Source organism: Thalassospira sp. MCCC 1A03138 (assembly GCF_002115785.1).
Taxonomy (GTDB): domain Bacteria; phylum Pseudomonadota; class Alphaproteobacteria; order Rhodospirillales; family Thalassospiraceae; genus Thalassospira.
This window is the reverse complement of the sequence record NZ_JFJY01000002.1, coordinates 96,408-122,835: the sequence shown is the minus strand read 5'-3', so window position 1 is coordinate 122,835 and position 26,428 is coordinate 96,408. Positions and strand designations below refer to the sequence as shown.

Annotated in this window: 22 protein-coding genes; 17 read left to right on the top strand and 5 right to left on the bottom strand. The window is 56.2% G+C overall.

All coding sequences use genetic code 11. The annotated features are described in order from the left end of the window. Positions 1–115 precede the first annotated feature (115 nt). The 4 genes from TH468_RS05380 to thpR all read left to right on the top strand — a co-directional run bounded on the left by TH468_RS05380 (position 116) and on the right by thpR (position 3,950). Entirely contained in the window at positions 116–1,234 is a 1,119-nt protein-coding gene (locus TH468_RS05380) for an FIST C-terminal domain-containing protein (protein ID WP_085642567.1), read from the top strand. 144 nt (positions 1,235–1,378) lie between these two features. Continuing rightward, complete coding sequence (locus tag TH468_RS05375) at positions 1,379–2,419, top strand: NADP(H)-dependent aldo-keto reductase (protein WP_062950974.1); 1,041 nt, start codon at positions 1,379–1,381, stop codon at positions 2,417–2,419. Between the two features lie 50 nt (positions 2,420–2,469). Next, the gene (locus tag TH468_RS05370) at positions 2,470–3,336 is read left to right on the top strand and encodes a pirin family protein (RefSeq protein ID WP_085642566.1); all 867 of its coding nucleotides are present in this window, start codon (positions 2,470–2,472) and stop codon (positions 3,334–3,336) included. A gap of 68 nt (positions 3,337–3,404) precedes the next feature. Continuing rightward, positions 3,405–3,950 (top strand): RNA 2',3'-cyclic phosphodiesterase, encoded by a 546-nt coding sequence (gene thpR, locus TH468_RS05365; RefSeq protein WP_085642565.1) that lies wholly within the window; start codon positions 3,405–3,407, stop codon positions 3,948–3,950. An 876-nt stretch (positions 3,951–4,826) separates the two neighbouring features. On the opposite strand, the gene TH468_RS05360 is transcribed toward thpR, so the two are convergent. Together TH468_RS05360 and TH468_RS05355 are read right to left on the bottom strand one after the other, a co-directional pair. Further along, on the bottom strand, positions 4,827–5,531 hold the full coding sequence (locus TH468_RS05360) for a GntR family transcriptional regulator (protein ID WP_085642564.1): 705 nt from the start codon (positions 5,529–5,531) through the stop codon (positions 4,827–4,829). Beyond that, on the bottom strand, positions 5,528–6,892 hold the full coding sequence (locus TH468_RS05355; RefSeq protein ID WP_085642563.1) for a formimidoylglutamate deiminase: 1,365 nt from the start codon (positions 6,890–6,892) through the stop codon (positions 5,528–5,530). Before TH468_RS05355 ends, TH468_RS05360 begins: the two co-directional genes overlap by 4 nt. Before the next feature lie 79 nt (positions 6,893–6,971). Between TH468_RS05355 and hutI the strand changes: the two genes are divergently transcribed. From hutI to TH468_RS05320, 7 genes are all read left to right on the top strand, one after another. Continuing rightward, positions 6,972–8,198 carry an imidazolonepropionase gene (gene hutI, locus TH468_RS05350; protein ID WP_085642562.1) on the top strand — a complete coding sequence of 409 codons (1,227 nt, stop codon included), beginning with the start codon at positions 6,972–6,974 and terminating at the stop codon, positions 8,196–8,198. Between the two features lie 55 nt (positions 8,199–8,253). Beyond that, positions 8,254–9,795: a histidine ammonia-lyase gene (gene hutH / locus TH468_RS05345; RefSeq protein ID WP_085642561.1), complete on the top strand. Its 1,542-nt coding sequence runs from the start codon at positions 8,254–8,256 to the stop codon at positions 9,793–9,795. Beyond that, the gene (gene hutG / locus TH468_RS05340; protein ID WP_085642560.1) at positions 9,792–10,601 is read left to right on the top strand and encodes an N-formylglutamate deformylase; all 810 of its coding nucleotides are present in this window, start codon (positions 9,792–9,794) and stop codon (positions 10,599–10,601) included. Before hutH ends, hutG begins: the two co-directional genes overlap by 4 nt. Further along, positions 10,598–12,274, top strand: coding sequence for a urocanate hydratase (hutU, locus tag TH468_RS05335; RefSeq protein ID WP_007088761.1), 1,677 nt, complete (start codon positions 10,598–10,600; stop codon positions 12,272–12,274). The genes hutG and hutU overlap by 4 nt, the downstream gene beginning before the upstream one ends. Before the next feature lie 71 nt (positions 12,275–12,345). Continuing rightward, entirely contained in the window at positions 12,346–13,443 is a 1,098-nt protein-coding gene (locus TH468_RS05330; protein ID WP_085642559.1) for a TRAP transporter substrate-binding protein, read from the top strand. Between the two features lie 61 nt (positions 13,444–13,504). Beyond that, positions 13,505–14,008, top strand: a complete 504-nt coding sequence (locus TH468_RS05325; RefSeq protein ID WP_085642558.1) for a TRAP transporter small permease subunit — start codon at positions 13,505–13,507, stop codon at positions 14,006–14,008. Next, complete coding sequence (locus tag TH468_RS05320) at positions 14,008–15,555, top strand: TRAP transporter large permease subunit (RefSeq protein ID WP_085642557.1); 1,548 nt, start codon at positions 14,008–14,010, stop codon at positions 15,553–15,555. The genes TH468_RS05325 and TH468_RS05320 overlap by 1 nt, the downstream gene beginning before the upstream one ends. 49 nt (positions 15,556–15,604) lie before the next feature. On the opposite strand, the gene TH468_RS05315 is transcribed toward TH468_RS05320, so the two are convergent. Continuing rightward, positions 15,605–16,105 carry an Lrp/AsnC family transcriptional regulator gene (locus TH468_RS05315; protein ID WP_196871093.1) on the bottom strand — a complete coding sequence of 167 codons (501 nt, stop codon included), beginning with the start codon at positions 16,103–16,105 and terminating at the stop codon, positions 15,605–15,607. 109 nt (positions 16,106–16,214) lie between these two features. On the opposite strand from TH468_RS05315, the gene TH468_RS05310 reads away from it, so the two are divergent. From TH468_RS05310 to TH468_RS05295, 4 genes are all read left to right on the top strand, one after another. Further along, positions 16,215–18,071 carry a tyrosinase family protein gene (locus tag TH468_RS05310; RefSeq protein WP_246832220.1) on the top strand — a complete coding sequence of 619 codons (1,857 nt, stop codon included), beginning with the start codon at positions 16,215–16,217 and terminating at the stop codon, positions 18,069–18,071. Between the two features lie 27 nt (positions 18,072–18,098). Beyond that, on the top strand, positions 18,099–19,841 hold the full coding sequence (locus TH468_RS05305) for a hypothetical protein (protein ID WP_085642555.1): 1,743 nt from the start codon (positions 18,099–18,101) through the stop codon (positions 19,839–19,841). An 82-nt stretch (positions 19,842–19,923) separates the two neighbouring features. Then, positions 19,924–21,546, top strand: a complete 1,623-nt coding sequence (locus TH468_RS05300) for a hypothetical protein (RefSeq protein ID WP_246832219.1) — start codon at positions 19,924–19,926, stop codon at positions 21,544–21,546. A 32-nt stretch (positions 21,547–21,578) separates the two neighbouring features. Then, positions 21,579–22,397 (top strand): hypothetical protein, encoded by an 819-nt coding sequence (locus TH468_RS05295; RefSeq protein ID WP_210402219.1) that lies wholly within the window; start codon positions 21,579–21,581, stop codon positions 22,395–22,397. A gap of 114 nt (positions 22,398–22,511) precedes the next feature. Here the strand turns inward: TH468_RS05295 and TH468_RS05290 are convergent, their stop codons facing one another. Further along, a complete protein-coding gene (locus TH468_RS05290; protein WP_085642554.1) occupies positions 22,512–23,069 on the bottom strand; it encodes a DJ-1/PfpI/YhbO family deglycase/protease in 558 nt (185 codons plus the stop codon). 195 nt (positions 23,070–23,264) lie between these two features. Between TH468_RS05290 and TH468_RS05285 the strand changes: the two genes are divergently transcribed. After that, entirely contained in the window at positions 23,265–23,921 is a 657-nt protein-coding gene (locus tag TH468_RS05285) for an NAD(P)-dependent oxidoreductase (RefSeq protein ID WP_085642553.1), read from the top strand. Positions 23,922–24,017: 96 nt separating this feature from the next. Next, positions 24,018–24,551, top strand: a complete 534-nt coding sequence (locus TH468_RS05280) for an NUDIX hydrolase (RefSeq protein WP_085642552.1) — start codon at positions 24,018–24,020, stop codon at positions 24,549–24,551. 12 nt (positions 24,552–24,563) lie between these two features. On the opposite strand, the gene TH468_RS05275 is transcribed toward TH468_RS05280, so the two are convergent. Further along, on the bottom strand, positions 24,564–26,366 hold the full coding sequence (locus TH468_RS05275; protein WP_085642551.1) for a monovalent cation:proton antiporter-2 (CPA2) family protein: 1,803 nt from the start codon (positions 26,364–26,366) through the stop codon (positions 24,564–24,566). Positions 26,367–26,428: the final 62 nt, after the last annotated feature.

The window sequence follows — 26,428 nt, the reverse complement described above, 5'->3', positions numbered from 1 at the left end:
GCTGAAATCTTTGGTCGCCCATTGTGAATGGTCCACCGGAATGCTTAGATAACCACAAGACCAAGAGAACGGACCGCCACATCATCAGGCAGGTTTTCAAAAAGCGGGAGAATGCATGACGGCTGAATTTCATGCGGCACATGCCAGCGGGGAAAATTGGGCAGCAGTCGCCACCGAACTGGCCGATCAATTGCAAACACAGCCATTGCCGCAACAGGCACTGGCTTTTTTATATGTGTCCGAGGCACTGGCCGCCGACCTTGGCAGCATCCTGACTTTCCTGCGCTCCCGCCTGTCGCTTGAACACTGGGTCGGCACCGTCGGGATTGGTGTGTGCGGGTCTGGCCGCGCCTATTTCGGCGTGCCGGCGGCATCCGTCATGGTCGCCCAGATCGACCCGGACGATTTTCATATTTTCGAACCGCTTAAAACCGATGCCGATCTTGATGCGCCGGAATTGCAGCGCGCGATTGACCGCCTGCAACCGATATTTGGTCTTGTCCATGGTGATCCGGCAGCACCCGAAAGTCTCGCAACACTGTCCGAACTGGCACGCATCGGATCAACCTATCTGGTGGGCGGCATTGCATCGGGCGAACGCGGTGCCCCGCAAATTGCCGACAGGGTCGTCGAAGGCGGCCTTTCGGGGGTTTTGTTTGCCGACAAAACGATTGTGCAGGTCGGCATCAGTCAGGCCTGCACACCGGTCGGGCCCGTTCATCGCGTGACCGAGGGACGCGAAGGAATTATCGCCACCCTTGATGATCGCCCGGCGCTGGAAGTCTTCAAATCGGAAATGGAAGCCGATGGCAGCGAACAATCCATCGCCTCGGGCCGCTATCACGTTGCCCTGATGGTGCCGGGGTCGGACACCGGCGATTTTGTTGTTCGTAACCTGATGGGGGTCGATCCGCACAACAACCTGATGGCCATCAGTGGCGATGTGCAGGTGGGCGATACCATCCGTTTTGTCCGGCGTGATGGTGTTGCCGCCGAACAGGATCTGCGGCGCATGCTGGCTGATCTGCAAAAGCGCCTGCCCGGCAAACCGCGCGGCGCGCTGTATTGCAGTTGTGTCGCCCGCGGGCCGCATCTGTTTGGTACCGAAAGCCGTGAAATGATGATCATCCGCGATGAAATCGGCGATCTGCCGCTTACCGGATTTTACGGCAGTGGCGAGGTCTGCAATGATCGCTTTTACAGCTATACCGGGGTTCTGACCCTGTTTATCTAGGCTCTAATCGGTCGAAATTTCATTGCAATTCCATGATGTTGCAAGAAAATTTGCGCTAAAAGCTTTCATCACTCCGCGACCGGGATATATTCATACCATTGAAAATAAAATGCGCCCAATCAGGGCGCAAAAGGGGATTGATCTATGGAATATCGTCGATTGGGACGAACTGACATCAATGTCAGTGTCATTTGTCTGGGCACCATGACCTGGGGTCAGCAGAACAGCCAGGACGAAGCTTTCGAACAGCTCGATTACGCCACCAGTAACGAAGTCAATTTCATCGATACCGCCGAAATGTATCCGGTTCCGGCGATGGAAGAAACCTTCACCAAAACCGAAACCATCATCGGCAACTGGCTTGAAAAACGCGGTCGCCGCGATGATCTGGTGATCGCCACCAAGATTGTCGGCCCGGCCGAACGTTTTCCCTATGTCCGGGGTGGCCCGCGCCTGACCCGCGCGCAGATCAACGAGGCGATTGACGGTTCGCTCAAGCGCCTCAAAACCGATTATGTCGATATCTATCAGCTCCATTGGCCGGACCGGAATTCCAACTTCTTTGGCAAGCTCGGTTACGTCCATGACGCGAACGAGGAATTCACCCCGATCGAGGAATCCCTCGAAGCCCTGCATGATCTGGTTCAGGCGGGCAAAATCCGTCATATCGGCCTGTCGAACGAAACCCCGTGGGGCTTGATGAAGTTCCTTGAACTGGCCGAGAAAAAAGGCTGGCCGCGCGTGGTTTCGGTGCAAAACCCCTATGGGCTTTTGAACCGCACCTACGAGGTTGGTCTGGCGGAATGCTCGATCCGCGAAGATGCCGGTCTTCTGGCTTATTCGCCGTTGGGCGGTGGCGCATTGTCGGGCAAATATATCGGCGGTGCGCGGCCTGAAGGCGCGCGGACAACCATCTGGCCGCAATATTTCGGCCGTTACCTGACGGAAAATGGCATCAAGGCGACAATGGCCTATGTCAAACTCGCCAAGGATAACGGTCTTGATCCCGCACAGATGGCGCTGGCCTATGTCAATACCCGCCCGTTCCTGACCGCCAACATCATTGGTGCGACCAGCATGGAACAGCTCAAATCCAATATCGGCTCTGCCTATGTCGAACTGTCCGACGACGTTCTGGCCGAGATCGAGAAAATCCAGACCACCTGGCCGAACCCTTGCCCGTAAGGCAGGTACGAACCAGATTAGTCTGAGATACATTTAGAAGGAGGCGGCGCATGTCCACACTGATCTCTGGCAAGGAAGCCAATCTTGGTCCCCTGTCCGTGCGCCGCGTCCTGCCACATCGGGATGTCCGGTCTGTCGGTCCGTTTGTGTTTTTTGATCGCATGGGACCGGCATCGTTCGAACCGGGGCAGGGTGTTGACGTTGCCCCGCATCCCCATATCGGGCTTGCCACCGTCACCTATCTTTTCGACGGTGCGATCCGCCATCATGACAGCCTTGGCAGTCTTCTGGAAATCCAGCCGGGCGATCTCAACTGGATGAGTGCCGGGCGCGGCATCACCCATTCCGAACGCGAAACCGATGCGGTACGCAACAGCCATCATAAACTCGATGGCCTGCAATTATGGGCGGCCCTGCCCGAAGACGAAGAAGAATCCGATCCGGAATTTTTCCATATCGCCAAGGACGACCTGCCGATTATCGAGGATGCCGGTTTGCATATGCGCCTGATCGCGGGCGAGGCCTTCGGCAAAACCGCGCCGGTTCCGGTCAAGTCCAAGCTGTTTTATCTTGATGTCCGCATGGATGCCGGCGCGCAGCTTCTGCTGCCCGGTGAAAATCAGGAAGCCGCCCTTTATGTCGTTTCCGGCAGCCTGCGCATTGATGGCGATCTGTATGAACCCGAAAACTTCATCTATATCGCGCCGGAAGAAATTCCCGATATCGTCGCCCAATCCGATTGTCGCGTGATGCTGCTCGGCGGGTTGCCGGTCGGCTATCGCCATATCTGGTGGAACTTCGTTTCCAGTTCCAAGGAACGGATTGATGCGGCCAAGGCCGACTGGGCCGCGGGCCGCTTCTCGCAAATCAAGGGTGAGGACGACATCATCCCGCTTCCGGGCCGTTCGACCGGCTAAGTGCCGCAAGACGGCCCGATCCGCGACAAAATTTCCACCCGCCAGGTTTCCGTGCGTGAGTTCCGAATATGCGTTTGTTTGTTGGCGTCGAAATACCGGCTGATATTGCCGACGACCTTTACCCGTTGGCGCGCGGGATCAGGGGGCTCGATGCCCAGACCCCGGAAAACATGCACATCACGCTGAAATTCATCGGCAATGTCGATCCCGGTCTGGCCCGTGAAATCGATGCGGCCCTGTCCGAACTCCCGTTCGAACCGTTCGATCTTCGCGTGCAGGGCCTTGGCATCTTTGCGTCTGCCCGCAAACTGCGCATTTTCTGGGCCGGTGTCGCCGATCAGCCCGCCTTGCACAGTCTTGCAAACCGGGTGGAAAAGGCATTGCTTCGTCTCGAAGAATGCCCGGACATGGACATGCGCAAATTCAACCCGCACATCACCCTTGGCCGCAACCGCGACGCCGCCCGTGCGACCGTCGAACAGGCGGTGGCCGACAATATCGACCTGACCTCGCGCAGCTTCACCGTTGATCGCTTCTGCCTCTACGAAAGCCACTCCACCGCCGATGGCCCGGAATTTCGGGTGGTCGCGGCCTATGACGGATCAAACGGGTAAGGCTTCCATTGCCCTGTTTTCCCCCAATGACCACGGCAACATGACAGCGACAACAGCAGGACATCCAACCCCAAACCGGGCACCCCGCAACTGACGAAGCCCGAACAAACCTGGGGTCCCACAGACGACCATGATGCTCACGGCCTGCGCCACAGCGACTTCCGGCGAGGCAGGACTTCGGGCAACGCCGGACAAATCCCCACCTTTCGCCAGCCTCACCACCAGACGCCCCCAGCCTCGCTACCGGTTCCGGCCCCTTCGCCAATGTCACGACCATAAAGCCCGGACAAACCTCGGGCCTCCAGCAACCTCGCCAACTGACGCCTCACAGACCGCCCACCGGCTCGTTGCTCGCTCTGGCCACGGCGGCAACCTGCCACGCCGCCATCCAGACACACCTCGGGCGGCTGCCATTTTCACCAGCAGACGGATTTCGGGCATACTGCCCCCAGCCTGTCTACCACCGACGGGCCACAATCCGATGCCGTCACTGCTGCCATCGCTGCCGCTTCCGGCAAATCCGGGGTCCTTCCCCGATAAGACGCACCTCTCCCGTCATGACAAATAAGCGTTTTCGAAACCTGTTAGCGTCTGGTCAGAATGCCACCGTAATGGCTCCGCCATCCGCCGCCCCATATCCTGCGGACTACTCCGCTGCCCTGCCTCAATCCTTGCCGCTGCATCCTGATCACCTCTTTGATCCGGCTCCAAACGCAAAAACCCGCAAGGCACAAGGCCTTGCGGGTTTTGGTCCGGGCGCTTTTCTCCCGTTGACTTGACTCTTATGGCACAATTAAAAGAACAAATCAAGAACTTTTTCAGGAAATCTGAAAAAGGGGCGGATATGCGCATAAACCAAAGGCTCTTCGGGAGGATCTAAAGCGCCGTATGCATCCGATATCCCGGCGCAAACACCAGCCGGGCCGAGGTAATGCCCTTTTCCCCTTCCCAGGTTGTGCGTTCGATCAGGAACAGCGGTTCATTCTTTTGGGTGCGCAGGATTTTGGCTTCGTTTTCGGATGCCAGCACAGCGGAAAATGAAATGTCGCCCTTGGTGTAGGGGGCATGAAGCACCAGCCATTCATTGGCACTGATCTTTGACAGATCAGCATCAACAATTTCCGGCGTGGCGGCGACCGAAACCCAGCGTTCTTCAAACATATAGGGTTTGCCATCCGCCAGATGCAGCGACGTGATATGCAGCATGTCGCTATTGGCGGTGACGCCCAGATTGGCGCAGATTTCCGGCGGCGGCGTGCGGCGTTCGCTTAGCAGCAGGCCATAGGTATATTTCTGGCCGCGGCCCTCGATCTCAAGCCGTATGACCGGGATGTCAAGCCGCGCACGCCGGACCGGGTGGGCGGCGACACGGGTTCCGGCCTTGCGGCGGCGATCAAGGAAGCCCTCGGCGGCAAGTTCACGGAGCGCCCGGTTGACGGTCGCACGTGCGCAGCCCAGTTCCTCGGCCAGTTCGACTTCCTTGGGGATCTGGTCGCCGGGCTTCCATTCACGGGTGTGAATGCGGCGCAGGACCTCGTCATGGACCGATTGCCAGTTTGTCAGTTCCGTGGTGGTGCTCACACCGCTTCCTTGAGTTGTTCCATCACCTTGCGATACCGGCCTGTGATCGTATCATGTGCGATATGGCGGCCCTCGGTCACGACATGGCGACCGGCCGACCAGACATCACGCACCATGCGATCATCTCCGGCAAAGACATATGTATCGAGGATCGTATCGCCTGTCCGACCGATAAGGTCAACTGCCGTGCCATCAAGCGCCATCAGATCGGCCAGCGCACCAACCTCGATCCGGCCGGCATCGCGGCCTGCGGCTTGTGCGCCGCCTTTGGCAACCGCATCAAACAACCGGCGTGCGGTGGATTTTTCCGGGGTGGCAAGAGCAGCACGCGATCTATCGCGAAGACGCTGGCTGTATTCCAGTGTCCGGAGTTCTTCGGAAAGAGCGATACGGATGTTGGAATCCGATCCGACACCAATGATGCCTCCCGCATTCAGGTAGCGCACACCATCAAAAATACCGTCGCCAAGGCTGCTTTCGGTGATCGGGCAAAGTCCGGCAACCGCCCCGGTTCTGGCGAGTCCAAGCGTCTCGTGTTCCTGCATCTGCGTGCAATGGATCAGGCACCAGTTTTCACCGACATCGGCATTTTCAAGCAGCCATTCGACCGGGCGCTTGCCCCAGGATGCCTCGACCTCCTCGACCTCGGCGACCTGTTCAGCCAGATGCATGTGAACAGGGCCGTCCTTTGACAGGCGCGTGGTGGCGATCAGATCCTCCCGCCCCACGGCACGCAGCGAATGGGGGGCAACACCCATGCGGGTGTCGGACGGCAGGGATTTTAACGCCTTTTCGCTTTCCTCATACAATTTGGCAAAGCGTTCCGGATCATTGCCAAACCGGATTTGTCCCGCGCCAAGCGGGCGTTTGTCGCAACCGCCGAACTGGTAATGCACCGGTAGAAGCGTCAGGCCAATACCGGTTATGTCTGCCGCCGCCGCAATGCGTTCGGCCATCTCGGCGATATTGTCATAGGGGACACCGCCCGGTTGATGGTGCAGGTAATGGAACTCGGTATTGTTGGCGTAACCGGCTTCGAGCATTTCCATTTGCACAAAGGCGGCAATGTCCTGCACGTGATCCGGGGTGAGCTGATCCAGGAAGCGGAACATCAATTGCCGCCATGTCCAGAAGGTATCACGGGGATCGGGGCCGCGTCTTTCGGTCAATCCGGCCATCGAACGCTGAAACGCGTGACTATGCAGGTTTGATATCGCGGGCAGAAGCGTGCCAACGCGGTTTCCGGTGGCAGGAGAATCGGCCTGAACCCTAGTGATTCTGCCGCTTTCATCGATCTCAATCAGAACGTTGTTTTCCCAACCCGAAGTCGTAAGTGCCTGATTTGCCCAGATAACCGTCATTGCCTATACCCGTCTTGACAGTGATATTATGTACGTACATATTATATTTAATAACAGACTTATCAAGGGTGAGCTTTACATGCTTTTGGGAAATGCGAAAATTGTCGCGATCGATAAAGCGCCGGGCAAAGATCAACTGTCATATTGCATGATTGATAATGGTGCCGTCGCGATCGAGGGCGAGAAGATCGTCTGGGTCGGCGATGCCGACGCCATCCCCGAAGACTATAAAGACAGCAAAAAATTCCCTTATCGTGACCTTGGCGGGCGGTTGGTCACACCGGCCCTGATTGATTGCCATACCCATGTCGTGCATGGCGGCAACCGCGCCGTTGAATTCGAAATGCGCCTGCAAGGCGCAAGCTACGAGGAAATCGCCCGGGCAGGCGGCGGCATTGTCTCAACCGTAAGCGCAACGCGCGCCGCCAGCGTTGAAGAATTGCTGGCAAGTGCCCTGCCGCGGGTTGATGCACTGCTGGCCGAGGGTGTTTGCGTGATCGAGGTCAAATCCGGCTACGGTCTGGACCGCGACACGGAACTGAACATGCTGCGCGCAGCTCGCGCGATTGAAAAACATCGTTCGGTCCGGATCAAAACGACCTTTCTTGGTGCCCATGCCACCCCGGCGGAATTCAAGGGGGAACCGGATCGCTATATAGACGAGGTCTGCATCCCGACTTTGCGCGCCGCCCACGCCGAAGGGCTGGTCGATGCGGTTGACGGTTTCTGCGAAGGCATCGCGTTCGATACCGCACAGATTGCGCGCGTGTTCGATGTCGCCCGCGCGCTTGGCATCCCGGTCAAACTGCATGCCGAACAGCTTTCAAATATCGGCGGTACCAAACTGGCGGCAGATTATGGTGCGCTGTCGGTTGATCATGTCGAATATGCCGATGAAGAAGACGCGATGGCGATGGCCAAATCCGGGTCGGTCGCGGTCCTGTTGCCCGGCGCGTTTTATACCCTGCATGAAAAACAGTTGCCGCCCGTCGTCGCCTTTCGAAAGCATGGCGTGCCAATGGCGGTCGCCACCGATTGCAATCCGGGCACGTCGCCACTGATGTCGATCCTGCTGACGATGAATATGTCCTGCACGTTATTCCGCCTGACCCCCGAAGAAGCCTTGGTCGGCGCAACCGCCCATGCCGCCCGTGCACTGGGACTGTCCGATACCGGTCAGGTCAGGGCGGGCATGCGGGCTGATCTCGCGATCTGGAATGTGTCGCACCCGGCAGAGCTTTCATACCGCATCGGGTTCAACCCGCTGTTCGAACGTATTTTTGGTGGAGTTCCGGTCGCGCGCTAGGCGCGTCGAAACCCTGCCCACGCGCCCCGAAACCTGTATTCGACAAGGATGCAAAATGACCGTCACCCTGATCCCCGCGTCTGTGAAACTGGCCGATCTTGAACATATCTGGCGCAGTCAGGCCGCCGTAAAGCTGGACCCTTCGGCCAAGGCCGGGGTCGAGGCCGCCCATGCGATGGTCCGTGCCGCCGCCGAAGGCAGTGATGCGGTTTACGGGGTCAATACCGGTTTTGGCAAACTGGCATCGGTCAAGATTGCGGCCAAGGATACCGAAACCCTGCAACGCAACCTGATCCTCAGCCATTGCTGCGGTGTCGGGGATGCGCTTGATATTCCGACGACGCGTCTGATGATGGCGTTGAAATTGCTGTCGCTCGGCCGGGGTGCATCGGGTGTGCGCTGGGACATTATCGACCTGATCGAGGGGATGCTGGAATATGGCGTAACCCCGGTTGTCCCGTCGCAGGGCTCGGTCGGGGCGTCGGGTGATCTGGCACCACTTGCCCACATGACGGCCGTCATGATCGGGGCTGGCGAAGCGGTCTATCGCGGTGAAACCATGGCTGGTGCGGATGCCCTGAAAAAGGCAGGTCTGACGCCGGTGGTCCTTGGCCCGAAAGAGGGTCTTGCCCTGATTAACGGCACACAGTTTTCAACCGCATGTGCATTGGTCGGGCTGTTTTCAGCCTGGCGCAACGCCGCAAGTTCGATTGTGACCGCCTCGCTTTCGACCGATGCGATCATGGGATCGACCGCCCCGCTGGTGGATGAAATCCATACGCTGCGCGGTCATCCGGGGCAGATCAATGTCGCGCGGTCGATGCGTGCATTGATGGACGGATCGGAAATCCGCGAAAGCCATCGCGAAGGCGATACCCGCGTTCAGGACCCGTATTGCATCCGCTGCCAGCCGCAGGTGACCGGGGCGGCCATGGATTTGCTGCGCTTTGCCGGGCAGACGCTGGAGATCGAGGCCAATGCGGTCACCGATAATCCGCTGGTCCTGAAAGAAGATGGCCGGATTGTTTCGGGCGGGAATTTCCATGCCGAACCGGTGGCCTTTGCCGCCGATCAGATCGCCCTTGCCGTTGCCGAAATCGGGGCGATTGCCCAGCGCCGCGTGGCATTGATGGTTGATCCGACACTTTCCCATGACCTGCCGCCGTTCCTGACCCCCGATCCGGGTTTGAATTCCGGCCTGATGATTGCCGAGGTCACGACGGCGGCGCTTATGAGCGAGAACAAGCATCTTGCCAATCCGTGTTCGACCGACAGCACGCCCACCAGTGCTAATCAGGAAGACCATGTATCGATGGCCGCCCACGGCGCACGCCGGCTGGCGCGGATGAATGCCAACCTTTCCTACATTCTGGGGGTCGAGCTGATCTGTGCGGCACAGGGCGTTGAATTCCGCCATCCGCTTAAAACCAGTGCCGGTTTGCAGGATGTCCTGGCGATGGTCCGCAAAGACATTCCAAGTGTCGAGCAGGATCGATACATGGCACCTGATCTGGCGAAGGCGGCGGAGCTGGTCATCAACGGCAGCCTTGTTTCGGCGGCGAAACTTTCGGGTTTTGTGGTGGGGGGCAACGCATGACCAAGAGCAATCCGGTTGAAGTCAGGCACGGCGATGGTCCCATCGTTCTGGGATTGCCCCATACGGGGACCTATGTTCCAGACGACATTGCCGCAAAACTGAATGATCGCGGGCGCGAACTTGCCGACACGGATTGGCATATCCACACGCTTTATGACGGGCTTCTCGATAATGTCACGATGGTTCGGGCAACGTTCCATCGTTACGTGATCGATGCCAATCGCGACCCGGCAGGGATAAGTTTATATCCCGGTCAGAACACCACGACCTTGGTGCCGTTGACCGATTTTGATGGTGAAAACATCTGGGATCAGGCACCTGACGAGGATGATATCGCATTTCGGGCACATCTTTTTCACAGCGCCTATCATCAGGTATTGGCAGGCGAGCTTGACCGGGTGCGTGAAAAGCACGGGGTTGCGATCCTCTATGATTGCCATTCGATCCGCTCACACATCCCGTTCCTGTTTGACGGGAAGCTTCCCGATTTCAATATCGGCACCAATCTGGGCACGACCTGCGATCCGCTGATCGAGGTGGCAACGCGTGATATCTGTGCTGCGGCACAGGATTACACCAGCATCCTAAATGGCCGTTTCAAAGGCGGCTGGACCACGCGCCATTACGGTCGCCCCGATATCAATCAGCACGCTATCCAGATGGAACTGGCGCAATCAACCTATCTTCAGGCCGAGGCCGCACCCTGGGCCTATGACGAAAGCCGTGCCGCAAAACTGCGCACGCATCTGACTTCCATTCTTGAAAAATTGGCCGAACTGGCCCCGACGTTAAGAGGCAAATCATGAGCAACAATCCGCGGCATAACCAGCGCGACGTCTATCCGGCAACCGGCACGGAAATCACCGCGAAAAGCTGGCTGACAGAAGCACCGATGCGCATGTTGATGAATAACCTGCATCCGGACGTTGCCGAAAATCCGCATGAACTGGTGGTTTACGGCGGTATTGGCCGGGCGGCACGTACCTGGAAGGATTTTGATCAGATCGTTGCCAGCCTGAAGGAACTGGAAGATGACCAGACTCTTTTGGTGCAGTCGGGCAAGCCGGTGGGCGTGTTCCGCACCCACAAGGATGCACCGCGTGTTTTGATTGCGAACTCCAACCTTGTGCCGCATTGGGCCAACTGGGATCATTTCAACGAACTCGATAAAAAAGGTCTGGCGATGTATGGCCAGATGACGGCGGGGTCGTGGATTTATATCGGATCACAGGGCATCGTTCAGGGCACCTATGAAACCTTTGTCGAGGCCGGGCGTCAGCATTATGGCGGCAGCCTGAAGGGCAAATGGATCCTGACGGGTGGTCTTGGCGGTATGGGCGGCGCACAGCCATTGGCCGCCGTTATGGCCGGTGCATGCTGTCTGGCTGTGGAATGCGATGAAACGCGGGCCGATTTCCGCCTTCGGACCCGTTATGTCGATGAAAAAACCCATTCGCTGGACGAAGCACTGGCGATGATTGATCGCTGGACCAAGGCGGGCGAGGCGAAATCGGTTGCCCTGATCGGCAATGCCGCCGATGTGTTCCCGGAACTGGTCAAACGCGGCGTTCGCCCCGATATCGTGACTGATCAGACATCGGCCCACGACCCGGTGCATGGTTACCTGCCGCAGGGCTGGTCTGTCGCGGAATGGCGCGAAAAGCAGGAATCTGATCCGAAAGCGGTGGCAAAGGCCGCGCGTGCATCCATGCGCGTTCAGGTCGAGGCGATGGTTGCCTTCCATGATGCAGGTATCCCGACCGTCGATTATGGCAACAACATCCGTCAGATGGCCCTCGAAGAAGGGTTGGAAAATGCCTTTGCGTTCCCGGGCTTTGTCCCGGCCTATATCCGGCCGCTGTTCTGCAAGGGGATCGGACCGTTCCGCTGGGCGGCGTTGTCGGGTGATCCCGAGGATATTTACAAGACCGATCAGAAGGTCAAGGAACTGATCCCGGATGACAAACACCTGCATAACTGGCTGGATATGGCGCGTGAACGCATTTCGTTCCAAGGCTTGCCCGCGCGTATTTGCTGGGTCGGTCTGGGGCAGCGTCACCGTCTCGGGCTTGCCTTTAATGAGATGGTCAAAAATGGCGAACTGAAAGCTCCGGTGGTGATTGGTCGTGACCATCTCGACAGTGGTTCGGTTGCAAGCCCGAACCGCGAAACCGAGGCCATGAAAGATGGTTCGGATGCGGTCAGTGACTGGCCGTTGCTTAATGCGCTGCTGAATACGGCATCGGGCGCCACATGGGTCTCGCTGCATCATGGTGGCGGTGTCGGAATGGGCTTTTCGCAGCATTCCGGCATGGTGATTTGTTGTGACGGCACGGAAGATGCCGCACGCAGGGTCGAACGCGTCCTGTGGAATGATCCGGCAACCGGTGTGATGCGTCATGCCGATGCGGGATATGAAATCGCACTGGATTGCGCACGAGAACACGGGCTTAATCTTCCCGGGATTCTCGGCAAGTAATCTGACAAAAGAAGGGCCGGGGGCAAATGCCCCCGACCAATCAGGGTTCTTCATCAAGGAGGCTATATAAAATGAAAAGACGTGAATTTCTGACCGCCGGTGTTGCGGGTGCCGGGGCTGCTGCCGTTGCGGCGACCTTTGCCACCCCCGCCATTGCACAGGACAAGCGACAGTGGAACATGGTGACCGCATGGCCCAAAAACCTGCCTGGACCAGGCGTTGCCGCACAGAAACTGGCTGATCGCATCACGACCCTTTCGGGTGGCCGGATTGAGGTCAAGTTGCATGCCGCCGGTGAACTGGTGCCGGGCAACGGCGTGTTTGACGCGGTTGCCGAAGGGACCGCGGACATTTATCACGCGGTTCCGGCTTATTGGGGATCGAAATCCAAGGGCATTCTTCTGTTTGGTTCGCAGCCGTTCGGCCTGCGCGCGGATGAGCAGGTTGGCTGGTTGACCCATGGTGGCGGTCAGGAACTTTATGACGAGATTTATGGTCAGTTTGGCCTGAAACCGTTCTTGTGCGGGAACTCCGGCCCGCAGTGGGCTGGCTGGTTCCGTAATGAAATCAAATCGGCCGAAGACCTTAAGGGGCTTAAATTCCGCACCACCGGCCTTGCCTCGGAAATGTGTGCCAAGCTTGGCATGGCGGTTCAGGCCATGGGCGGGCGTGATATGTTCCAGGCATTGCAGTCCGGTGCGCTTGATGCGGGCGAGTTCATCGGTCCGTGGTCCGACAGTGCGCTTGGCTTCTATCAGGTTGCCAAGAATTACTATTGGCCCGGCGTGGGCGAGCCGTCCTCGGCCGAGGAATGCGCAGTGAATGCCAAGGCATATGCCGACCTTCCCGACGACCTTAAGGCCGTGGTCAAATTTGCATGTGACAGCCTTTATAACGAGGTCTGGACCGAGTACGAGACCAAACATGCGATGGCCCTGAAACAGCTTGTTGCCGAGCAGGAAGTGCATGTGCGCATGTTGCCCGATGATGTGATCGAAGCAATGGGCAAGGCCGCAGCCGAAGTGATTGGTGAGCTTCGCGAAAGCGATGATGCGCTGACGCGCAAAACGACTGAGAGCTTTGTTGCCTATCGTGATCTTATTGGCGGCTACATGACCTATGCCGATAATGGTCAGATGAATGCGCGCGCCAAGGTCCTTGGCTTCTGATAGAACTGAAGACCGGCGCGGGTTTTGCTCGTGCCGGTTTTGTCGTTTCGCGGGGGATTTCATGCAACGCCTTGCTGATGCGCTGGATCAGGTGAACCAGTGGACCGGGATGACCGTGCGGTGGTTCGCACTTCTGATGGTTCTTTTGCAGTTTGCCGTGGTTTTGCTGCGCTATGTTTTCGGGTTCAGTTCGATCGCGTTGAATGAAAGCGTGCTTTACCTGCATTCCGGGCTTTTTATGCTGGGCGCGGGTTATACGCTTCTGGTTGATCGGCATGTACGGGTCGATATTTTCTATGCCGCGGCACACGAAACGACCAAGGCCAGGATTGATGCCTTTGGCTATGTCGTGCTTGCGATCCCGTCGATGGCGACGTTGCTGTACTGGTCATGGCCATCCGTGGTTAATTCCGTTTCGATGCTGGAAGGCGCGATTTCGGTGGGGGGGATTCCGGCCGTCTGGTTGCTTAAATCCCTGATTCCGGCCTTTTGTGTTCTTTTGATTATTCAGTCGGTTGCCTGTCTTCTGCGGCAAATTATCATTCTGCGGGGGCGTGCCGCCTGATGGAATATCTTGATTTATTGATGTTTGCGGCCCTGATGGGCTGCATTTTGCTTGGTTTCCCGGTGTCGTTTTCCATCGCTGGTGTGGCGGTGATTTTTGCCTTTATCGGCTGGGCGACGGACGCGATGAATATTGCGTTGATGGGTGCCCTTGGCCAGCGGGTGTTTGGCGTTCTGACCAATGATGTGCTGATTGCCATTCCGTTATTCGTTCTGATGGGCGTGGTGCTGGAAAGATCGCGCATTGCCGAAGACTTGCTTCATACCATGGGCCGGGTGTTTGGCCAGTTGCGCGGTGGTCTTGGTATTTCGGTCGTGCTGGTGGGGGCGTTGCTGGCGGCATCGACGGGGATTGTCGGCGCGACGGTGATTGCCATGGGCATGATTGCGCTGCCGACCATGTTGCGCACTGGCTATAACCCGAAAATGGCATCGGGGCTTGTATGCACGGCAGGGACATTGGGGCAGATTATTCCGCCGTCTACGCTTTTGATCATTCTGTCTGATGTGATGTCATCGGCTTATCAGCAGGCACAGTACGAACAGGGCAAGTTCACCATCGAAACCATTTCGGTCGGGCAGATTTTTGCAGGGGCCCTCATCCCCGGTCTGACGCTGGTGGTGATTTATATTGCCTATATCCTGTTGCGTGGTTTTTTCCGGCCAAATGATATGCCGCCGGTCAAAAGTGACGATGGCCGCCCGGATATGGGCGAGGTGATACGTGCGATCCTGCCGCCGGTGATGCTGATCATTGCGGTTTTGGGCGCGATCCTTGGTGGTGTCGCCACCCCGACAGAGGCCGCATCGGTCGGCGCGATTGGCGCGATCCTGATGGCCGGTGTGCGGCAGGGAGCAAACCGGAAGCTGGTTCTGGCGGGAACTGCGGCCCTTCTGATCCTTGCTGTTATGGTCGGGATTGCCCCGGTCCGGTTTCAGCGAAATGATCTGACCGGGTTTGATTATGTTCTGGGCGCGGGATATGTCGTTCTGGCGATTGCCGGCATTGCCGCGATTGCCGCATGTCTGAAACAGGCATGGAAGGCGGACGTTCTGAAATCCGCACTGACATCGACGATGACCGTAACGGCGATGATCTTTGCCACCATCCTGACCGCCAGCATGTTTTCGCTGGTATTTATCGGGTTGGGCGGCGAAGACCATGTGGCGGAAATCCTTGAATCCATGCCAGGTGGCCCGATGGGGGCGCTGTTCTTCTGCATGGCGGTGATTTTCGTTCTGGGCTTCTTCCTTGATTTCGTGGAAATCACAGTGATCCTGCTGCCGCTGATTGCACCCGGACTGATCATGATGGGTCATGATCCGGTGTGGCTGGCGATCCTGATTGCGATCAATCTGCAGACGTCGTTCCTGACCCCGCCATTCGGGTTCTCGCTGTTTTATCTGCGCAGTGCCGCGCCTCCGGAAATCACCACCGGACAGATTTATGCCGGAGTGGTGCCGTTCATAGCACTTCAGGTGTTTGGCATTTTCGTAATCTGGTTGTGGCCGTCTTTGGCGCAATGGTTGCCAAGCGTGGTTTTCTGAGCATCTACTCAAAAGCGCCTCGTGATCTTGTCCGGGGCGTTTTTGTTAGCTAAAGCGGTAGGGCCCAGTCCTGCCGGACGGTGCGGACCACCAGTTTGGAGGTATAGGTCTGGATCGGGATATCGGCATAGGTTTCAAGGAAGTGATAGATGTAGTCGGTATATTCCGTCGCATCGCGGAATTTGGCGATCATCACAAAATCAAAATCACCGGCGATCAGATAGCAATGCTGGATTTCAGGCCGGTTTTTGAGGATCTGCTGCATGCGTTGATCGATATCGGCGCTATCTTTTTCCAGCTTTATCAGAAACATGGCAGTGACCTGAAAGCCGAGTTTCTTTTCATCAAGGATCGCGCAGCGCGCGCGAATGACCCCGTCGCTTTCCAGTTTCTTGATCCGTCGATAGCAGCTTGTCGGGGATAGCCCGACGCTGTCGCTAAGCGATTCCAGACTTTGCGTACAGTCTTTCTGGAGCTTCGCCAAAATCTTCAGATCAATCGCATCTGCCATAAATCCTGCAATAGCCCCCTGAAATTGCAAAAACCCCATCACTATTCGCCCAACTTTGCAAAATTTCTCCGTACGGAAGGGCTAAACTTAACACTACCTAAAGTGGAGAAAACTTCAATAAAACTCATGGGGTTATTCGGGGAAGGCGATGATTGTAGCGAAACCGACATGGAATTCTGACGTTAAAAACCTGTTTATCGCGCCATATTGGATTGCGCCTAATGAGCGAGATGCCGTGGCGCGGTGCTGGATCGGGTGCATGCGCGGTTATTTCATCGATCTGGATCAGGCGGATTCAGTCAAGGAATGGTCGGTGACGATTTATAATCATCTGGCATCGCGCAGCATGCCATTGACCACCGATCAGACTCAATTCTGGCCGATTGATGCGCTGGAAACCTTCCGGCTTTGGGTTAATCAGGGGTGGCGGGTTGATCAAACTTCCCCGTTCGATCCAGCCGACCGCATACCGCCGCCGGATTTGCCGCAAAAGGTCAAGCGTATCCGGGCCGATATCCGGTCGTTAAGTCAGGACGAGCTTGGTGCCTATCGTGCCAAGCTTGACGATATCATGCAGATTGGCAATCCGGACCGCGGCGCACCGTGGCAGATATTTGCCTATATCCACACCAATTGGTGCCTGCATTATCAGGAAGCTTTTGCGCTTTGGCATCGGGCGTATCTTCTGTATCTGGAAGAACTGATCGATTGTGCGATCCCCTATTGGGACTGGATGGCACAAGATGCCAGTGTCGATGGCAGCTCCGAAGCGGGGTTGCCCCAAGCGTTTCTGGACGAAACATATATCCATCCCGGCACCGGCAAGAAGCGCCCCAACCCGTTACGTTATGCAGCGGCCAAGGACGGCAATTCCAAACTGTGTGCGATCGGCAAGATGAGCGGACCGGACTGCAAATACGTCCAGCGCAATCCGTTATTTTACACATCCGGTGATACCGACAGGGTGGAACGCACCAAGTTTTATGCGATGGCGCGGATTTTCCAGCAGCAGGTCGTTGATGCGCTGGAATTCGAAACTTTCAGCACGCCGCAGGGAGTTCCCGGTTACCCGTGGGCCAATATCCCGGCGTTTCACCCGCCGCAGCCCGATAATCTGTATCCGTATCGCGATGTCAATTTTGACGGTCTTTATGAACAGCCTCACGACAATTATCACGGCTGGCTGGGGCCGGATATGGGCGACAATGCCTATACCGCGTTTGATCCGCTGTTCCTGTCCTATCACGCCAATATCGACCGGATGCTTGAAGTCTGGATCCGCAATCATTCCGGCGCGCAATTCACCACCCAGACACCGCTTCAACCGTTTTTGGGCGCAGGTGCGACGGATGTAAGTTATTCCAGCGCAGACCATTGGCGCTATACTTCAATCGGTGAAATGGCGCAGGATAGTCGCCGTATCGGATATGACTATGGCGAACCTGTTGCCAAGCAGTTCACAGGTGATGCGGCGCGCAAGAAATCCCCGACGGCAGTAAAGGCGAAGCCACCTAAACCGGGAAAGGTGGCAAAAGAGGCCGGTGTTTCCGCCGATCCGTTTGTCGCAACACGGGCCGAAGCCAAGATCATGGACGATGGTCCATGGGTGGTCTTTGACGATGTTCATTGTACCCATGACAGCTATCTGATCGATGTTTTCATCAATCAGGCCGACGCGACCCCGAACGACGCGACAAGCTGCAACATGCATTATGTCGGCCGGTTCAGCCGGATCGGCATGGGGCTTGTCGATGATAAAGGACGTTGTGTGACACAGGGTGTGTCACGTGTTCTGAATGCCGGGCCGACCATCTATTCGCTTGATCTTCGCCCCGAAGACAAACTGCAAATTTCCCTTGTTGTGACCCACCTCGATACCGGCCGTGTTGTGACGGCTGACGAGTACAAAGCGCTACCCGGCTTTATTCCCCAGCTGGTTTGGGGGGATCCGCGCCAACCGATTATTGGACAGATGGCACCGCGCGGCTGCTGTTCGCTTCATTGATCATAACCGTGACCCAGGAGACCGAAAATGAGCACACCCTTTGCCAGATTTACGTCGCCCGCCCATCAGGCGCCCAAGGATTACAAAAAGCTTGGTATGGAAAACGAACTGCCGGCTTTTGAAACCGACTGGAACAATAATGTCGCCGGCTGGACCGAGATGGCGATCATTGGTGATCCGTGGTCGAACCTGAATGATGCGCCACGGGCGGATTACTATAACCCGCTGACCGAGGGATTTGGTGAAGCCGGTGACGCAGTCATCAGTTGGACCCCATTCCCCAACCGCTTGATCGCCTTTCTGACCCCACCCGAGGCATCCAACAATCCCCAACTGCATCGGCCATTGACCATGGACGAGGTCATGAGCCTCGCCGATAGCGGTGAGATCTCCGTCGATGGCACGCTTTACAAGCTCTATGATCCGAGCGGCTCGGCTCCGATCCTGAAAATCCCGGCAAAACGGTGTCCGGAAATCGACTGGACCGGGGAATATGTTGATTTCTCGCCATCTGGCCCACGTGGTTGGTTGGATGAATATTGCGAATGGTCGATTACCTATGATGCGTCGGGCAGCAAGATGCAAAGCGTCATGTTTACCTGCGAAAACCCGGCTTATTACCTGACGATGTGGCGAATCAATCCCGAGGCGGTTCTCGGCCTTTATCAGATGTATGTTGATCCGGCTGTCAAGCTTGAAGACCTTTATTTGCGTTACACGGTTGATCAGCCGACCGGTAAAAAGGGTGATCCGGTCATGGATCCGACCACCGGACGCCCGGCCTATGACGTGACCAACAAATGGAACCGCGGCACGGTGCGGGTTCCCGGCCAGTCGGGCGGGGCGCTGCATCTGACGTCAGGCCCCAATACGCTGAGTGCTGAAATTTACCTTGCCGCGGCGGCAACCATTCAGCGTCCGGATTTAAGCAGCCGCGATCCGCAAAGCCTGATTTGTTGTGCGCAATACGGTCAGAACTATCGCAATTCCGATCCGCATATCGGTTTTATCGCCAACCGGGCGGCGGCACGTTACCGTATTTCGCTGACCGATCCAGTCGGGCTTTATATCCAGCAGCCCCAGAACCTTTCAAACTGGAAGGGCCCGAATGGCGAGGATGTAAGCCAGTACTGGAAAATTACCCGTGGCACGGCGGGAACCGGTCCGAACAATTCGGACCAGATACTGCATGCGGTGTTTGATATTCCGCCAAGTGCCGGTTTCACGATCAATGACTGCACGATCGATGGTCAGAAGATTGCCCATATTGGCGATATCGCCAACCAGATGAAAATTGCCCTTTCGGCAACGCAGATGACCCCGAGCCAACCGTTGCAACCACCTATGAAATGCGTTTCAAGCCGCAGCAGCGGCAGCATGCAACCCTGGCCGGTTCAGTTCGTGCCGATTGATCTGTTTTATGGGGAATCTCCGACCGATCTTCCGGCATTGATGGTGCCGGGGACGGTGAACAGCTTTGTTCTGATCGTGCAGGGAGCGGATAAAAACACCACGATCGGCAACGCGCGGATTGAGTTTTCCAACCCCGGGATCAAGGCCAAAGTGACCAAGTTCCTGCCAGATGCATCGGCGATTCCGGGCCAGACCGACGGTGGCGGTACGCAGGGCTTCATTATGGATGTTGCCGTATCGTCATCGGCAAAGCCGGGATCCGTCAGCCTCCGGGTTCTGAACCCGAATGAACCGGCCAATCCATCGGATGCCGATCATCCGTGGGAAAGTGGTTTGGCGGTTATTCCAAGTCATTAACAGGGGCGGGGGACGCATCCGGGGTGGGGGCAAGGTTTTGACTGATCTGCCCCGGATGCTGTTTGCGACAGAGGGAGCCGTTATGATCAACCGATTACATTTGGGGGCAGGCTGTGTGCTTGCGGGTTTTTGTATCCTGGCGATTGCAGGACTTCTTTGGGTGATTGATGTTCCGGCTGGCAGGGCGGATGAAATCAATATCAGCCGGGTGACGGAAATAGCCCAATCGGCACAGCAATGCCCGGATCAACTGGTTTTCGATCCGACAAGCGGGTCGTTCATGACCAGTGACAATCTTTTCCTGCCAACCCAGCAGGGTAATAATTGTTATGCTTGGCAGATGTTCATCGCGATGAACTGGCCGGTCAGCAGTTCATGGCCGGGAACACCATCGACCGCAGGTGAGCCAGATCAAAGCGTTTCGGTGGCAAATTGGGGGGTACCGGAAAATCCGACCTCACCCTTAACCAGCGTACCGGTCTGGGGCAGTTTCAAGGATGCGCAGGCGATCTTCCTGCCTGATGCGGCCAAGCCGACCGATTGGGGCGTGCCGCAAGCCGTGCCGTCGGGATGTAAAAGTGACCAGATGTTGCTGGGCTATCCGGCTGGTTCAGCAAAGATTTTAACAACGCTTTCAAAAAATGCGGTCAATACCGCCCATCGGTTCCATCTTTCAAGTGGTACGCGTGATACCCAGTCCGACGAGATCATGGAAGCCACCGGCGGATGGCTGACAGATCAGAACGGCAATCTGGTGTTTTTCGAACGCAAGGTCGGCAAGGCCGAGTTCGATTACATCATGAACAATACGCTTTATGACGCTGCCGATCAGATGCGGGTCGCAACCAATGCTGATGGTAGACATCCGGCGGGATTGTCCCTGCCAAGTGGCAAGTTCCTGCGTGTTCCACCGACGGAACCGCAAGGTCAGGATGCGCTTGGAGCGTTCGAGATCAAGGCAGCGTGGCGGGTCCTGACAGGGCAAAGCGACATTTATGACCGGTATCTGACATCGGTTGCATGGCTGAAACGTCCTGATACCGGTGAATGCAGCCAAGAAGTTGTCGGTTTGGTCGGGCTTCATATCATTCACAAGACCGATACATTCCCCGATCTGATCTGGGCAACCTTCGAGCAGGTCGACAATGTGCCCGACGGGCAGGCAATTTTACCGCCTCGCGGATATTCCTTTAACAACCCGAATTGTACCGGACCGGATTGCAAACCCAATCAGCCGCGCATTGACTGTAACGATCAGAACCAGTGCAAGGACCTTTATCCCCGCGATCAGCCCGTACAGGTTACGCGCGAACAGGCCCTAACCAGCGAAATGGATACGCTAAATGCCGGTGTTGCCCAAAAGATCGCATCGCAAACCGGTGGGAAATCGGTGTTTCAGTATTACAAGCTGGTCAATGTGTTGTGGGATGGCAGCCCAAGTCCCCCAGTCATGGAGCCCGGTGCGAATGCATCGATACCGCTGCGCTATGGCACCTTTGAGTCCGAGGGTAATCTGAAAGTCGCCAATACAACCATGGAAACCTACATCCAGGATCAGTCCTGCGATTTTTGTCATGCCAATGCGACGATTGCTGGCAGCGATACGCTGGCATCGGATTTCTCATTCATTTTCCGCGATGCCGGATCTGCGAAAAACCCGTCACTGGTGGATGAGGTAAAACAATTCATGGAGCAGGCACAATGATCGGACCTCTTGTCTTCAGGAAACCGGCGATAATGATCGCGGTTGCCGTTACCATTACCATGTTTTCTGGTTTGGTGGAGATGGCGAAGGCCCATCCGCCGATGGGTGAAATGACCCATACCAGTAATGGGGCCGAAGCCGATGCACCGGGCAATCACGGCATGTTTATGGTTGGATCGGAAACGCTGTTTTTGTTGCATATGCCGATGTTCACTCAGGAAAAGCATATGTATCAGATGGTCCTGCGTGCGCATCTGGCCGATGATGCGATGGCGCTATATCGTAAATTACGCGCCGCCAATCCCGACAAGCCCTATAACCTGATCAATGTTGATGATGACAAATTCACCTTGCCCGATATCAAATCGGGCAAGGTGACAAGCTTTACCGCGACAATCTATGACGGTTATTCCAATGCAGGCGGCGGGACACCTGGGCCGGTATTACTGGATAATGTTCCGGTCGAAATTGATGACGTAGTGATTTTTCGGCATTTCAATTTCGGGATCGATCAACCGGTCGAGCTCGTCTATTACCTGTTTGGCTATGGGGATGAGGCTCATCTGACGCATTATATCGCCCGGGATCCTGATTTTCAGAATATTCTGACATTGCCGTCGCCGCCCAATGAGTTTTCGCAAACCCAGATCGAAGCGGGGCTTGAGCTTGATTTTCCCGGGATACCAACCCAACCATTGGGGTGCAGTTCACCGCTGCAAGCCAAGGTTTATGACACCCTGTTTCAGGGGAGAGAAGATGCACCGGTACGCCTTGATCTGAGTCAGGGCGTGCATGATATCTGGTATTCGACCGGCAATCTTCTGAATGCCAAGGATCCGTGCCCGGAATAAGGTGTCGGAATAAGGGGCCGGAATAGGGTGATCGCATTGCTGATACGCAACCGGACGGATGGTTCCCATCCGTCCGGTTGCAGTTGCGGGCAAGGCTGCCTTTCATGCGGCTTGTCAAGCAGCGCGCCTGTGTTTGCCTTCGCTAACTTCCTCGACGATCTTGGAAACAAAGGCATCAAGATCGTTGGGATTGCGCGACGTGATGATGGCCTGATCGCAGACCACCGGTTCGTCGCGCCAGACTGCACCGGCATTTAGCAAGTCGGTTTTGATCGAACTGTATGAGGTTGCTGCACGCCCGCGCAGGGCACCGGCTTCGACCAGAAGCCATGGGCCGTGGCAAATCGCCGCAACCGGCTTGCCTGACGCGACAAATTCGCTGACCAGACTGACGGATGCCTCGTCATTACGTAGAAGATCGGGGTTGATCTGACCGCCGGGGATAACCAGCGCGTCATAATCGTCGATATCGACATTTTTGACTTCGATATCGACCTCAACGGTGTCGCCCCAGTCCTTTTTATCCCAGCTTTTGATCGGGGATGATTTGGGCGATGCGATTTTGACATCGGCCCCATGGGTCGAGAGCTTATCGAGCGGAACGCGCAGTTCCGACCGTTCATAGCCGTCGGTAGCGAGAATAAGAATCTTTGCGGTATCAATCGCAGGCATAACGTCTCTCCTTTCATTGATGTCGAGCGTTACACCTCACCAACGGCTGTGATTTCAAAACGTTCCAAAATTTCTTGTGGCAATTTTATGCCCATCTGCATGCTGCGCGCTAACGCTGGGCTTTGTTGACATCACGGGGGCGCAAACTAGTTTTCAGGTAGGTTCGATTTCCGATGCGAAGGATAGAGGCAGGATATGGCACGCATTTTCATTATCGGCGTCACGGGTGGTATCGGGCATCGTCTGGCACCGCTTTTACTGGCAAATGGGCATCAGGTTACGGGCCTGCATCGCAAACCCGAACAGGCCGACAACCTCAGGAATGCGGGGATTACGCCAGTTCTCGGTGATTTGATGGAACTGACGGCAGAAACGCTCGCTCCTTTGATCCGGGGCCACGACATTGTTGTTTTTTCATCCGGGGCGGCAGGAAGCGGCCTTGACCGGACCACGCGGATTGACGGCGACGGACCGGGGCATGTGGTGGCCGCGATGAAGCAGGAAGGCATTTCGCGGCTTTATCTTGTTTCTGCCTTCCCCGAAGCCGGGCGCGGCAAAGCCCCCAACCCGCGGTTTGAACATTACATGACCGAGAAAAAGCGCGCCGATGCGGATGTTGCGGCATCCGATGCTGATTGGGTGATCCTCCGGCCGGGAACATTGTTGCATGAAGATCAGGACGGGCGCGTGAACGCCGGATTTGCGATTCCTTACGGCACGGTCAAGCGTGGCAATGTTGCGCAGTTTCTGGCCAAATTGATTGAAACCCCGGAAATCCGGCGGGAGATTATCGAACTGACCGATGGTGGAACGGAGATTTCCGATGCGGTAAATCGGATCGTCCGGAAATAGGTTGACTTCGTCTTTATGCTTCCGGGTTTTCGGTTGTTCTGCTGTGGCAGCTTCGGCTAGGGTCGGCAAGCCGTCAATTTCAAACACCGGAATATCATGCAGATCGACCTTGCCAGCTTTGTCCCACAGTCTGATCGTGACCTGGAAAATCACCTACGTATCAGTGACTTTATCGCAGGTGAACCCAAGGCATTTGAAAATGATCCGGTAACGTCACATGTCACGGGATCGGCCTTTGTCGTGAATGAAAAGCGCAGTCATGTGGTGCTGACCCATCACCGGAAGCTTAAACGATGGCTTCAGCTTGGCGGGCATTGTGACGGAGTGCGTGATGTGTTGTTTGTTGCCCAGCGCGAGGCTTATGAGGAAAGCGGGCTTTCGTGGATACGGCCCCTGTCATCTGCGATTTTTGATATCGACATTCACGAAATTCCAGAAAATGCCAAGGGACCAGCGCATCTGCATTATGACATGCGGTTCCTGTTTGAAGCCGATATGCGCGATCCTCTGAAGATCACCGATGAATCCGATGATCTGGCATGGGTGGCGCTTGACCGGCTGGAGGATTACACCGACGAGCATTCGGTTCTGGTGATGCGTGACAAGCTTCGGGGTTTTGCCCAAGGTTAACGGAGCGGACAATTACAGCCGCGACATTGCCGGATCATCCTTGTTGGTGCGCGCATCATTGCGGTCAAGCTGATAGCTTTCATGAACCTTTGCCATGCCGGCAATGCGGCCTTCGGCCACTTGGGCGTGCAGCATGTCGATATCGCGACGGCGAAATTCATCAGCAATCTGATCAATGACATCATGTTCGGTTTCAAGCATTGAAAGCCCGTGCCGTGCCATGGAAACACCCGTATCAAAGGTTTCACGATAAAGCTGTTCGACGCCAAGCCCGATTTCCATCAGATCAAGTGCATGGTTACGATCATAAACGCGCACCAGCAATCTCGGTTTGGGAAACAGTTCGCTGATATATTTGGCGGCCTGTGTGGTCGCGTCACGATCATTTATACACAGACAGATCAGATCGGCATTCGCCGCCCCGGCGGTGGCAAGAACATCACTTCTCCGGACATCACCGAAATAGACCTTGTTGCCATAGAGGCTGGCCATCTGAATGCGTTTCGGGTCGTTGTCGATTGCGGTGGCATTGATGCCGCGGGCTGCCATGACACGTGAAATGATCTGTCCGAAACGGCCAAAGCCGACAATGATCACTGATTGCAGTTCAGCTGTTTCAACGCCGTCGACATCGGGCTGATCATCCTTGCGAAGCTTGGCCGACAGTTTTTCGGCAATCGCACCGACAAGCGGGGTGGCAGCCATCGAAAGGGTGACGATGGCGGTCAGAAGGTTGGCGCGTGTGGAGCTGATGACCGCAAGCGATGTCGCCAGACTAAACAGGACAAAGGCAAATTCGCCGCCCTGAGGGATGGCGACCGCAGTCCGCCACGCGGTTGCGTGACATTTGCCAAATATCCGGGCCAGTCCATAAACGACGATCCCCTTGATTGCCATCAGACCAGCAACCGATGCCAGGACGATCCCGATATTATTCGCGACAAGCGGCCAGTTGACCGACATGCCGACCGCGATGAAAAACAGACCGAGCAGAATGCCGCGAAACGGTTCGATATCGGTTTCAAGTTGGTGGCGATATTCGGAATCCGCCAACATGACCCCGACCAGAAATGCGCCAAGTGCCATAGAAAGCCCCACGGCCTGCATCAGAAGAGCGGCGCCAATCACGAGCAGCAGTGCCGCGGATGTGAAGATTTCCTGCGCGCGGGTCAGGGCGATGATGCGGAAAAACGGATTAAGCAGATATTTCCCAGCCCCGATGACCAACGCAATTGCACCGATGGTTTTGGCTATATAAATCCAGTCGGTACCGGCTGCGTCGCCATCACTTATCGGGCTGAGCCACGCGACAAGCGCGATTAGCGGTACGATAGCAAGATCCTGAAACAGCAGGATTGAAAAGGCTGTGTTGCCATGGTCGCTGTTAAGCGTGCCCTTTTCTTCAAGGATTTGAAGGGCAAACGCGGTTGAGGACAAGGACAGGGCAAGGGCGGCAATCATCGCCTGCTGCCATGGCCAGTCAAATGCAATCAGGGCGGTGTAAAGAAGGGCGGCAGTGATGGCCACCTGCGCCATCCCCAGCCCGAAAATCTCGCTTTTCATTGCCCACAGGCGTTGGGGGCGCAATTCAAGACCGATAATAAACAGCAGAAGAACAACGCCAAATTCGGCGAAATGCAAAACTTCTTCCGGTTCCGCAATCAGGGCAAGGCCAAACGGCCCGATCAGTGCCCCCGCGCACAGATAACCCAGCACGGAACCCAGACGCAGCTTTTTGAAGATCGGTACTGCAACCACGGCCGCACCGAGGAAAAGAACCGCCGTATGCAGAAAGCCGCCTTCAATTGTCGCCATGTTTTGCCACGTCCCTATGATGATTTAGGTATCTGATTTGTGCCTTGCTGTGCAGTTTAGCG

Excerpts from the sequence above, each read along its gene's own strand:
- TH468_RS05380 (WP_085642567.1), top strand. The coding sequence starts at position 116 with ATGACGGCTGAATTTCATGCGGCACATGCCAGCGGGGAAAATTGGGCA.
- TH468_RS05375 (WP_062950974.1), top strand. The coding sequence starts at position 1,379 with ATGGAATATCGTCGATTGGGACGAACTGACATCAATGTCAGTGTCATT.
- TH468_RS05370 (WP_085642566.1), top strand. The coding sequence starts at position 2,470 with ATGTCCACACTGATCTCTGGCAAGGAAGCCAATCTTGGTCCCCTGTCC.
- thpR (WP_085642565.1), top strand. The coding sequence starts at position 3,405 with ATGCGTTTGTTTGTTGGCGTCGAAATACCGGCTGATATTGCCGACGAC.
- TH468_RS05355 (WP_085642563.1), bottom strand. The coding sequence starts at position 6,892 with ATGACGGTTATCTGGGCAAATCAGGCACTTACGACTTCGGGTTGGGAA.
- hutI (WP_085642562.1), top strand. The coding sequence starts at position 6,972 with ATGCTTTTGGGAAATGCGAAAATTGTCGCGATCGATAAAGCGCCGGGC.
- hutH (WP_085642561.1), top strand. The coding sequence starts at position 8,254 with ATGACCGTCACCCTGATCCCCGCGTCTGTGAAACTGGCCGATCTTGAA.
- hutG (WP_085642560.1), top strand. The coding sequence starts at position 9,792 with ATGACCAAGAGCAATCCGGTTGAAGTCAGGCACGGCGATGGTCCCATC.
- hutU (WP_007088761.1), top strand. The coding sequence starts at position 10,598 with ATGAGCAACAATCCGCGGCATAACCAGCGCGACGTCTATCCGGCAACC.
- TH468_RS05330 (WP_085642559.1), top strand. The coding sequence starts at position 12,346 with ATGAAAAGACGTGAATTTCTGACCGCCGGTGTTGCGGGTGCCGGGGCT.
- TH468_RS05325 (WP_085642558.1), top strand. The coding sequence starts at position 13,505 with ATGCAACGCCTTGCTGATGCGCTGGATCAGGTGAACCAGTGGACCGGG.
- TH468_RS05320 (WP_085642557.1), top strand. The coding sequence starts at position 14,008 with ATGGAATATCTTGATTTATTGATGTTTGCGGCCCTGATGGGCTGCATT.
- TH468_RS05315 (WP_196871093.1), bottom strand. The coding sequence starts at position 16,105 with ATGGGGTTTTTGCAATTTCAGGGGGCTATTGCAGGATTTATGGCAGAT.
- TH468_RS05310 (WP_246832220.1), top strand. The coding sequence starts at position 16,215 with ATGATTGTAGCGAAACCGACATGGAATTCTGACGTTAAAAACCTGTTT.
- TH468_RS05305 (WP_085642555.1), top strand. The coding sequence starts at position 18,099 with ATGAGCACACCCTTTGCCAGATTTACGTCGCCCGCCCATCAGGCGCCC.
- TH468_RS05300 (WP_246832219.1), top strand. The coding sequence starts at position 19,924 with ATGATCAACCGATTACATTTGGGGGCAGGCTGTGTGCTTGCGGGTTTT.
- TH468_RS05295 (WP_210402219.1), top strand. The coding sequence starts at position 21,579 with ATGATCGCGGTTGCCGTTACCATTACCATGTTTTCTGGTTTGGTGGAG.
- TH468_RS05290 (WP_085642554.1), bottom strand. The coding sequence starts at position 23,069 with ATGCCTGCGATTGATACCGCAAAGATTCTTATTCTCGCTACCGACGGC.
- TH468_RS05285 (WP_085642553.1), top strand. The coding sequence starts at position 23,265 with ATGGCACGCATTTTCATTATCGGCGTCACGGGTGGTATCGGGCATCGT.
- TH468_RS05280 (WP_085642552.1), top strand. The coding sequence starts at position 24,018 with ATGCAGATCGACCTTGCCAGCTTTGTCCCACAGTCTGATCGTGACCTG.
- TH468_RS05275 (WP_085642551.1), bottom strand. The coding sequence starts at position 26,366 with ATGGCGACAATTGAAGGCGGCTTTCTGCATACGGCGGTTCTTTTCCTC.